We start from the raw sequence: 7033 nt of genomic DNA, 5'->3' as shown, positions 1-7033 counted from the left end.
CGCCATTTGGCGGGCGCCCCTCTTTTCTGCCGCTGTTTATCCAACCGGCAACGCCGCAGGGGTGGATTTTGAGGCGGCCGCACGGCTGGGGGTGCGGGTCATCTGGGCGCTGTCCCTGCCGGGCAAGACGGCGCCGGTGACCGCCGGGGAGAGCATCAAAAACACCATCTACAATATGCTGAGCGAGTTAGGAGTGTGAGCATGGAAGACTGGAAGGTAGGCTTTGCCTTTTGCGGCTCCTTCTGTACATACGACAGCGCCATGGCCGCCCTGGAGGCGGTGCACCGCCGCTGGAAAGACGTGACGCCCATCGTCTCCGAGCGGAGCGCCGCCACGGATACCCGCTTTGGCTGCGCCCACGATTTCATGCGGGAGATGCAGCGTATCTGCGACAAGCGGCCCATCGACTCCATCCTGGGCGCCGAGCCCATCGGCCCCAAGAAGCTGCTGGACGTGCTGGTTATCTGCCCCTGCACGGGCAACACCCTGGCCAAGCTGGCCGCCGGCGTGACCGACTCCACGGTGACCATGGCGGCCAAGGCCCATCTGCGCAACGGGCGGCCCCTGGTCATTGCAGTGGCCACCAACGACGGCCTGGCGGCCAGCGCCAGGAACATCGGCGTGCTGCTGGACAAGAAGAACGTGTATTTCGTCCCCTTCCGCCAGGACGACCCGGCGGGTAAGCCCACCTCCCTGGTGGCGGATTTTGGACTTGTTCCCGAGACGGTGGAGGCGGCCATGGCGGGCCGGCAGGTGCAGCCGGTGCTGCTGGGCAGCGACTGAACAGAGAAAAACGCAGACAGCCCGCGCCGGTACCGGCGCGGGCTGCTCATGCAAAGGAAGGAAAGAGGGATACATGAAATGAAGAAGATGCTGTCTCTCGCTGATTCTTATCTTAGAGTAAAATTGTAAACAAAGAAAACAGAAAGTATTACAAAACAATTAAATCAAAAAAGAATCGGAGCGCACATCTTCCGGTGTGCGCTCCGACCGGTTCAATCCAGCGGCACGGAGGAGCCGGCAATGGGGATGCCCTCCGGCGGGGTATTGCCGTCACCGTCCGGCGTGGCGGAGGGGGATTCCGACGGAGACGGGGAGGGCGTATCCGTCGGAGACGGAGAGGGAGATTCCGACGGCGCCGGGCTCTCCGACGGGGACGGGGATGGAGACGCAGATTCCGACGGCGACGGGGAAGGCGTCACGCTCTCAGAGGGAGAGGGCGACGGGGACGCGGACTCCGAGGGGGAGGGGGAGGGCGTCACCGGGGTCAGGTTCCGCAGGCCGGTGGCCGGGTCAATGCCCCAGAGCGCGGCATCGGCGGGATTGTAGAAATAGTAGGCGTTGCGCACGGAGAAGGTGTCGGTGTGGATGACGGTGTCGCTGATGACGTTGCCGTCGGCGTCCCGCAGGCGCTGATGGACCTCCACCGTCTTGCCGGTATACCCGGTGCGGGTGGAGTCCCGCTGGGGCTGGCTGCCCTGGGGGACCGAATCGCTGGGCTCATAGTAGGTCTCGTAGGGGATGGTGGACAGCTTGACGGAGTAGGGGTCACCGTAGATGCCGGTGGTGTTGGTGCCGTAGATGGTCACGTTGCACCAGCGGACGCCGCTGCTGTCCTTGGTGAGGGTGGTCTCAATCTTGATGGGGTAGTCGGTGTTGTTCTTGAACTTGAAGTCGTAGGAATTGCTGTACACGGTGGCGTCCATGCCGGAGGGCAGGTAGCCCACGTCGTATTTGTGCTTGGTGCGCTCCACCGTCTCCAGATTGGCCTTGAGGGTGGTGTAGTAGATGGTGGAGGAGAGCTGGCAAATGCCGCCGGCCCAGGTGTCCTGGGTGGTGCCGCTGACGTAGGCGCCCGCCTTCAGATAGCCGCCCGCCTGAGAATAGGGGCCGCACAGCTCATTGTAGGAGAACACCTCGCCGGGCAGCAGGATGGTGCCGTTGACCCGCTGGCAGGCCAGATCCACGTTGTGCCAGCGGTTGGAGGGGCCGGCGGTCCGAGTGCTGCTCTTGCCCAGCACGTCCTTGAACAGGCTGTCCTCCAGCTCTTCCGTGGTGATATCGGGCTCGGTCAGGGTGAGAGGCACCTGGCACTCCTTGCCCTCCTCAGTGCGCTCCAGCAGCGCCTGAGCTGTGGAGATGCCGAAGCTGACGCCGGTGACCGAGGGGACGATCTCGCCGGCCTCCTTGTCCAGATAGGCGTCCGCCGGCTCCTTGTAGACCTCCCGGTAGATGGCCTCAAAGTCCAGCGCCTTGGGGGGGATGACGTGGGGGGACACCTCGATGGAAGTGCGGCCGGTGAGCAGGCTGTCGATCACCAGGTCACGGAAGTCGGCCGCGTTCACGCTCAGGCCGGAGACGCCCTTGCGGATGATGAGGTCGGTGTCCGTGACCTCGTAGGTGCTCTCGGTCAGGCCGGAATCCAGCGCCCTGGTTAGCTCGCCGGGCAGCTCGGAGAGCAGCTGCTCCAGCTCTGCGGAGGGCTGGGGCTGGGCCTCAATGGCGCAGCCGCTGCCGAAGGCGGCCTTCAGCCAGGCGACGCCGCCTCCCAGGAAGCCCTGCTCCCGGCCATGGGACCAGGCGTCCGCCGCCAGGGCGGAGGCGTCCAGCTGAAACAGGGGGGAATCCCCGTTAATCTCCCGGTCCAGCTTGGGGTATTCGCTGCTGGTCAGCTGAAAAGAGGCGGGGTACCAGCCCTCGGCTTCCCGGCTGATGGTCTGCTCCGCCTGCTCCCGGGTCATGCCGGACAGGTCCAGGGTGTGGCCGGGCACCGTCAGGGTGGTGTTGGGCAGAATCGTCCCCCCGCTCACCCAGGCGCACAGGGCCGCATAGGCCCCGGCCAGAAGGACCAGAAGCGTGATGACAATGATGACGGCAATCTTCCCGCCGCCGGATTTGCTCTTCTTTTTTTGTATAACGCGCTTGCCGTCCGCGCTGTTTCCCATGATAATCACTCCAATATCCCGCAGAATCTACGAAATCAGTATACATTATAGGACCCGTTGCCGGGGAAAGCAATTACAGAACGGTTACACATTTTCCGCGCTGTACCGGGCGGCTCCCTCCGGGTCCACGCCGGGAAAGCCGGGGATGGGACATCGGACCCCCTTTACAAGAAAGTGCTTTCGTTGTATCATATCTCCATCCGCAATGGTGGCGGCAAGCCGTCTGCCTGAGACGGAAGAGGACACCTGTCCCCTATATTGTACCATATTCTGCTATGCTTTTGCATAGTAAAATTGGCCATATGCCGCCGGAGGCGGCGCGGCCCATTGCGCATGAAGTTTTACGGGCATGGCGGGAGAGAAGATAAATTTTAAAGATTTTAAAGAAAAAATCAATCTATTTTTTCCACAGATATGATATTATATGATTCAACAGGGAACGGCGGCCCGGTCCGCCGGGAGCGGGATATAGGAGGCGCTGGGGATGGCGTACAACTACAATAACAACGGCGGCGGCAATAACAATGGGGACTTAATGTCCTGGATTGTGGTGGTGGCGGCGCTGGTGATATTCTGGCCGGTGGGTTTGGTGCTGCTCTTCATGAAGCTGACGGGCCGATCCTTCGGCGGCAGACGGAACAGCCGCAACAACTATCATACGAGTGCCACCGGCCCCTACCGCCCCTCGGACAGCCAGACCGGGAGCGCCGGATCGGGCTACAAGTACGAGTACCGCTATCAGGGCCAGCAGACCGCCCAGACCGCCCAGCCGGGGATGCAGGGCGTGAACGATCGCCCCCGGGACAAAAAGGGCCGCTTTATCCCCAAGCGCCGGCCCGTGGACCTGAACAAGGGCAAGGGTATGATGATCTGGGGCGCCATCCTGGCCATCTTCGGCGGCTTCATCTCCTTTGTGGAGTTCTTCGACACCGTGGGCATGGGCTTTATCTATATGCTCCAGAGCATCGGCTTCCCCCTGGGGCTGCTGGGCGCGGGCCTGGTGCTGCTGGTGTGCGGCACCCAGCGGAACAAGAAGGCCAAGCGCTTCCGCAAGTATCTGGCCCTCATCGGAAAGCGGGAGAGCATCTCCATCGGCTCGCTGGCTCAGGCCATGCCCGTCTCCTACCACACCGCCTGCGACGACATCCAGGAGATGCTGGATGAGGGGTACATTCCAACCGGATATCTGGACATGGCCAGCGGCCGTCTGATTCTCTCCGACGAGGGCCTCCAGGAGGAGCCCGAGCCGGAGCCGGAGGAGGAGCAGCCTGCCCAGCCGGAGGACGATGACGCCATCCTCCGGGAGATCCGGCAGGTGAACGACGCCATCGAGGACCCGGTGATGAGCGAGAAAATCGACCGCATCGGGGAAATCACCGGAAAGATTCTGGATTACCAGCGAAAGAATCCCAACAAGAACAGCCAGCTGCGCAGCTTCCTGAGCTACTATCTGCCCACCACGCTGAAAATCCTGAAGGCCTACGCACAGATGGAGGCCCAGGGCATCGAGGGCGAGAACATCTCGGCCGCCAAGGAGCGGATCGAGGGCATGATGGATAAGGTGGTGGAGGGCTTCGAGAAGCAGCTCGACAAGCTCTTCCAGGATGACGCCATGGACATCACCACCGATGTGGCGGTACTGGAGCGGATGCTGGACAAGGACGGCCTCTCCGGCAAGGGGGACGGCTTCCAGCTGGGCATATAACCGGAAAGACGTAAAACGCCCGTGAGGCGGCCCCAGGCCGCCTCACGGGCGTTTTCTGCTTCATGGTTGGTAGAATGTCAGGGCAGCACCACGCCGTACTGGTCCATCACGTCCCGGAGCCCCTCTTCAATCTCCTGGCGGGAGAAGTTGCCCGCCTCCAGCTCCTGGTCGGAGAGCAGGTTCAGGCGGAAGTAGAAGTCCACCGCCGCCTCCAGAAAGGCGGGGTCCTCCGTGTTCAGGGAGGAGAAGAGCAGGTCCTCACCCTCGGCAACGCGGCCCTCGCGCAGCAGGGCGTTGAGGGAGGCGTGGAGGCTGTCGGCGGCGGTCAGGGCCTCCTGGCCGCCGCGCATCTCGTATTCTGCCGAGTCCTTATGGAACATGAGCTTGGCAATGGCAAGGGTCATGGTTTCAATCTGGCGCATCATCCAGTCCTGAGTCAGCATGGCAGAGGGCTCCTCTCCGGGGAATTATCCCAATATCGGGACTTTTATAAAACAATTGTTCGATTAACATAAGAAAATCATATTGACGATACGGCGCGGCAGTGGTAATATAAACGGGAACTAGAACGTAAGTTCTGGTTCCGGCGGGGCAGAAAGAAAGGGGGAGGGTCGCCGCAGAGAGAGCTGGTTCCGGATTTCATAAAAAATCAGAGCAGGCGATGCGGCGCCTGCCCTGGTTTAGAGAACGGTTAAAATCAACAGGTTCAAATGGCAGGAGAAAGCCGCCGCCGCAAAGACGGGCCCAAACCGAAGCCCAGCGCAGCGGCTTCGGTTTGGAAGCGAGGAGCAGCGGCATGAGCGCACGATGACTTTTGTAATGGAATAAAAAACTCGTCGCAAGCAATGTGACGCTTGCGACGAGTTGGTGGAGGAGGGTGGATTCGAACCACCGAAGCGAGACGCAACAGATTTACAGTCTGCCCCCTTTGGCCACTCGGGAACTCCTCCATATGAAGTTTTGGAGCTGGTGGACGGACTCGAACCCCCGACCTGCTGATTACAAATCAGCTGCTCTACCAACTGAGCTACACCAGCGTTTCAGCTCTCAGCTCGTCCACAACGTTGCTTATTATATCAGGCAAAGGGAGGGTTGTCAACAGAAAAAACAAAAAAATTCAAAAAATTTTGAGAGGGCAGAAAAGAGTCCTGAGAGACGGGAGAGAGAGCACGAACGGGAGGATTTTTACCAATCCGCTGCGGGATATGCAGCGCCAACCGGCGGCGGCCTGGTGCCGGCGGTGCCGGAATGAGATCTACGCCTGGGAGCTGGAGGAGGGGACGGAGCTGTGCCCCCAGTGCCGGGCGGAGAAAAAACAAGAGGAAATGGAGCAAAGCGGAGAGATTCATGACGTTACTGGAGATGTCAGTGGAATACCGGGCCCAGGCCCGGGTCCTGCGGCGGCGGATCACCGAGCTGGAGCTGCGCCGTAACGGCGAGGCGGACGCCAGGGCACGGCTGGTCCTGGAGGGCCGCATCAGAACTTTGGAGACAATGTGGCGGGAGGCCAGGGATCTGGCCGTCGTCACAGAGCGATATTATGACAGGGGGTATTGGCGCAATGTCAAATACGCGATATAGAAGGGGCGGGGCCTACGCGGCGGACATGGCGGTGTACGCCAGGACCATGGCGGAGGACAACGGGGAGCAGCGCTCACGGCTGCGGCGCAACCTGATCCGGGCCCTTCAGGAGGACGTGACCCCACACCAGCGCCAGGCCCTGCTGCTCTACTACGCCGAGGGCCTCAACATGCGGGAGATTGGGGAGCGGCTTGGCGTGGACAAGTCCACCGTCTCCCGCACCATCAAGCGGGGGGAGCGCCGCCTGCGCCGCTGCCTGCGGTACGGGGCGGAGAGCCTTCTCAACGCTGAGGAGGAATAAGAAAAACATACAGGAAGGCCGCGCCGCCCGGCGCGGCCTTCAGCGTGTCAAAAAACCTCCCAGAAGGGGAAGCCTCGCAGAGTTCCGTCATCCGCAGATGACGGAATCAAATAAAAGTCCGTCATTGTCGGGGACATGTGCCTCGAACATGACACTTCGCATGAAATTTTTGCCGACAATTTCATCAGAAATCGAGGCGAAAATTTCATGAAGCTCCTGTCGAAAAAGTGGCGGTAGCCACTTTTTCGACAGCCTGAGGCCGCGCCATCTGGCGCGGCCTCAGCGTGTCGAAAAACCTCAGTTTAAAAGCGCCCGCCTGAACCGGGGCGGGGGAGCGCGAGGGGGCAGCCGCCCGCCTCGCGTGGGATCGAATGCCCTGGAAGCCTTGCACAGCAAGGCTTCCGGCGAGCGGAGCGAGGACTTTTGCGCCGCTGTGCGGCGCGAAAGTAACGGCATTTTTGAAGGCTGTCGAAAAAGTCCCTGGACTTTTTCGACAGCCTG

Annotated in this window: 6 protein-coding genes, 2 tRNA genes and 1 pseudogene; 5 read left to right on the top strand and 4 right to left on the bottom strand. The window is 61.1% G+C overall.

What is annotated here, in order from left to right; genetic code table 11:
- Together QZY67_RS11230 and QZY67_RS11225 are read left to right on the top strand one after the other, a co-directional pair.
- Positions 1-199 (top strand): annotated as a pseudogene (locus tag QZY67_RS11230) (hypothetical protein); the annotation flags it as partial.
- Between the two features lie 2 nt (positions 200-201).
- Entirely contained in the window at positions 202-783 is a 582-nt protein-coding gene (locus QZY67_RS11225) for a dipicolinate synthase subunit B (protein ID WP_295370357.1), read from the top strand.
- 212 nt (positions 784-995) lie between these two features.
- Here QZY67_RS11225 and QZY67_RS11220 read toward each other — a convergent pair whose 3' ends face one another.
- Positions 996-2945, bottom strand: a complete 1950-nt coding sequence (locus QZY67_RS11220) for a VanW family protein (protein ID WP_295370355.1) — start codon at positions 2943-2945, stop codon at positions 996-998.
- Positions 2946-3429: 484 nt separating this feature from the next.
- Between QZY67_RS11220 and QZY67_RS11215 the strand changes: the two genes are divergently transcribed.
- Positions 3430-4650 carry a 5-bromo-4-chloroindolyl phosphate hydrolysis family protein gene (locus tag QZY67_RS11215; RefSeq protein WP_295370353.1) on the top strand — a complete coding sequence of 407 codons (1221 nt, stop codon included), beginning with the start codon at positions 3430-3432 and terminating at the stop codon, positions 4648-4650.
- Between the two features lie 77 nt (positions 4651-4727).
- On the opposite strand, the gene QZY67_RS11210 is transcribed toward QZY67_RS11215, so the two are convergent.
- The 3 genes from QZY67_RS11210 to QZY67_RS11200 all read right to left on the bottom strand — a co-directional run bounded on the left by QZY67_RS11210 (position 4728) and on the right by QZY67_RS11200 (position 5687).
- Complete coding sequence (locus tag QZY67_RS11210; RefSeq protein ID WP_294535072.1) at positions 4728-5093, bottom strand: DUF6483 family protein; 366 nt, start codon at positions 5091-5093, stop codon at positions 4728-4730.
- A 422-nt stretch (positions 5094-5515) separates the two neighbouring features.
- Positions 5516-5600, bottom strand: a tRNA-Tyr gene (locus QZY67_RS11205).
- 11 nt (positions 5601-5611) lie between these two features.
- A tRNA-Thr gene (locus tag QZY67_RS11200) sits at positions 5612-5687 on the bottom strand.
- A gap of 310 nt (positions 5688-5997) precedes the next feature.
- Between QZY67_RS11200 and QZY67_RS11195 the strand changes: the two genes are divergently transcribed.
- Entirely contained in the window at positions 5998-6231 is a 234-nt protein-coding gene (locus QZY67_RS11195; protein ID WP_294535075.1) for a hypothetical protein, read from the top strand.
- A complete protein-coding gene (locus QZY67_RS11190; protein WP_295370351.1) occupies positions 6212-6532 on the top strand; it encodes a sigma-70 family RNA polymerase sigma factor in 321 nt (106 codons plus the stop codon). The genes QZY67_RS11195 and QZY67_RS11190 overlap by 20 nt, the downstream gene beginning before the upstream one ends.
- Positions 6533-7033: the final 501 nt, after the last annotated feature.

Source organism: uncultured Pseudoflavonifractor sp., assembly GCA_904419835.1.
Taxonomy (GTDB): domain Bacteria; phylum Bacillota; class Clostridia; order Oscillospirales; family Oscillospiraceae; genus Pseudoflavonifractor.
Note: the sequence above shows the minus strand (reverse complement) of the source record. Positions and strands in the feature narration are given on the sequence as shown.

Excerpts from the sequence above, each read along its gene's own strand:
- QZY67_RS11215 (WP_295370353.1), top strand. The coding sequence starts at position 3,430 with ATGGCGTACAACTACAATAACAACGGCGGCGGCAATAACAATGGGGAC.
- QZY67_RS11195 (WP_294535075.1), top strand. The coding sequence starts at position 5,998 with ATGACGTTACTGGAGATGTCAGTGGAATACCGGGCCCAGGCCCGGGTC.
- QZY67_RS11190 (WP_295370351.1), top strand. The coding sequence starts at position 6,212 with ATGTCAAATACGCGATATAGAAGGGGCGGGGCCTACGCGGCGGACATG.
- QZY67_RS11210 (WP_294535072.1), bottom strand. The coding sequence starts at position 5,093 with ATGCTGACTCAGGACTGGATGATGCGCCAGATTGAAACCATGACCCTT.
- QZY67_RS11225 (WP_295370357.1), top strand. The coding sequence starts at position 202 with ATGGAAGACTGGAAGGTAGGCTTTGCCTTTTGCGGCTCCTTCTGTACA.
- QZY67_RS11220 (WP_295370355.1), bottom strand. The coding sequence starts at position 2,945 with ATGGGAAACAGCGCGGACGGCAAGCGCGTTATACAAAAAAAGAAGAGC.